This window comes from Scandinavium hiltneri (assembly GCF_024764835.1).
Taxonomy (GTDB): domain Bacteria; phylum Pseudomonadota; class Gammaproteobacteria; order Enterobacterales; family Enterobacteriaceae; genus Scandinavium; species Scandinavium hiltneri.
In genome coordinates, this window is the sequence record NZ_JALIGE010000054.1 from 1 (window position 1) to 1,083 (window position 1,083).

At 50.6% G+C, this 1,083-nt stretch carries 1 protein-coding gene; it reads right to left on the reverse strand.

What is annotated here, in order from left to right:
• Window positions 1–90 precede the first annotated feature (90 nt).
• A partial coding sequence (gene ltrA / locus MUU47_RS00270) for a group II intron reverse transcriptase/maturase (RefSeq protein ID WP_258986128.1) occupies window positions 91–1,083 on the reverse strand: 993 nt, incomplete at its 5' end.

Consider the following 1,083-nt stretch of genomic DNA (forward strand, 5'->3'; position numbering starts at 1 on the left):
GGTCGAGTAGACCAGAGGGATCCTCCCCCTCTGGCCGCTCACAGAACCGTACGTGAAGCTCTCACCTCATACGGCTCCTGTTATTCAACTCTATCTGATCATGAACTTCCAGTGTACAAACAGTGTCTTATTACGCTGTCTGATCCGCTCCAGTACTTCGCTGGCGCGGCTTTGATGCCACCGGTATTGCTTATAACGGCACCGGACCCACTTTACCAACCGCCAGTCCAGTATTCGCCATAATCTGTTCATTTCACTTGGATAAAACTTCCCATAATAATTGATCCATCCACGCAGCTGCGGGTTGATTCTTTCCGCAATTTCTTCTGCCGACAGGCTTGTCAGCCGCTGAATATTCCATTTACGGAATGTCCGGACGATGGCTTTCTGGGCCTTATTGCTTATTGCCGGTAGAAATCCGGTGAACAGACCACCTGCAATCTTCCTTGCTGCACGGCGGCGGAAGGTAAACCCAAGAAAATCGAATGAATAGTGGCCATCGCTTTTGCCTCTGGCCAGCGGGTGGCAGTTCACGATCCGGGTTTTCTCCGGATGTAACTCTAACCCGCAGTCTTTCATTCGTTCCCTGAGCTGGCTGAGAAGCAAACGCGCTTCCCATCGGCTCCGACAGTGAATGATGCTGTCATCGGCATACCTTTCCCATGCATTATTTGGGTAGTGTTTCTCCAGCCATTTATCCTGGGTGTAGTGCAGAAAAAGATTTGCCAGCAGTGGACTGATGACCCCACCCTGCGGGGTACCCTTTTCTGGTGAATGACGATGCCCGTCCGGGAAAATGATCTCAGCTTTCAGCCATCGCACTATGCAGAGTCTGACCCATGGGGCAGGATGCAGATGATCCACTGCCTTCAATAGCAGAGCATGATCAAGATTATCAAAGAAACCTTTGATATCCAGATCAATCACCCATTCGTATTTCCAGCAGTTCACTTTTGCCTGTGCAACGGCATCATGCGCCGATTTTCCCGGTCGATAGCCAAATGAAGAATCGCTGAACAACAGGTCCCACTGTGGTTCCAGCATCATCTTGACGGCCATCTGTGCTACACGATCGCTGACAGT